This is a genomic window from Ruegeria sp. Ofav3-42 (assembly GCF_022347725.1).
GTDB lineage: Bacteria > Pseudomonadota > Alphaproteobacteria > Rhodobacterales > Rhodobacteraceae > Ruegeria.
The window spans coordinates 1-1066 of record NZ_JAKRGB010000056.1; the positions used below are offsets into that span (position 1 = coordinate 1).

General features: G+C 53.9%; 1 pseudogene. It reads left to right on the plus strand.

What is annotated here, in order from left to right:
• Nucleotides 1-68 precede the first annotated feature (68 nt).
• Nucleotides 69-813, plus strand: a pseudogene (locus MHN28_RS24765) (IS110 family transposase).
• Nucleotides 814-1066 lie beyond the last annotated feature (253 nt).

The window sequence follows — 1066 nt, forward strand, 5'->3', positions numbered from 1 at the left end:
AATCAGGATTAGCACTCTGCGGCCCCTGTTATTCTTGATGCTCATGTCATTGAAAGGGAGACTGACCGATGGATTACTTTGCTGGTTTGGATGTGTCCATGGAAGAGACGCGCATCTGTATTCTTGATCGTGACGGAGCACTCATTCGGGAGGGAAAAGCGCCTTCGATACCGAAGGCGATCGCTGCGTTTCTCGCTGCCGGACCGCCATGCGCCAAGGTTGTTTTTGGAACCGGGCGCATGGCCCCAATGCTTCACCACAGCCTGACGGAACTCGGTGTCCCGGTTGTTTGCATTGAAAGCCGTCAGGCGTATCAAGCCTTAAAGTTGTTGACGGGGCACAAAACCGATCGAAACGACGCGCGAAGCGATATTGTCGGCGATCTCAGCTATCGACAACGACATCAAGGCCATGACCCGTAAATCAGAGATCTGCTCGCGTCTTATGACAGTGCCGGGGGTCGGTCCGATAACGGCTTTGGCATTTGCCGCAGCCATTGATGACCCCAGGCGCTTTAAGCGTTCGCGAGATGTAGGCCCCTATCTTGGACTGGTTCCCAAACGCCACCAGTCCGGCGAGGTTGATTACACCGGGAATGTCTCGAAGTGTGGGGATGCGCGCGTCCGAACGCTGCTTTAAGAAGCTGCAAATGTTATGTTAACGCGATATGCGGCACCGCTGAAACTAAAGCCGTGGGCGCTCGCAATCGGCCAACGCTCGACCATGAGAAAAGCGCGGGTGGCGCTGGCAAGACGGCTTGCAATCATCTTGCATGCCATGATGCGTGACGAGACCGAATTCCAGGCCGCGTAACCACACCCTGAACAACAGAGGATTCCTAAATCACAGTTCCCATGCGGGAAGACGCCCGAGGGAGGGCGTGGAACATGGCGCCGATTTTGTAGCGACAGAGCAAACTATCAATTTGATCGCGGTTTCAACCTTGCCGATCCACACCCAGCCAACCCCATTATGAGCCCGCGAGCTCGAAGACAACCAAGGCAACCTCAGACGTCAGAAAAACACAAAAGTGAAAACGAACATTGACAGATTAGAGAACAAAATA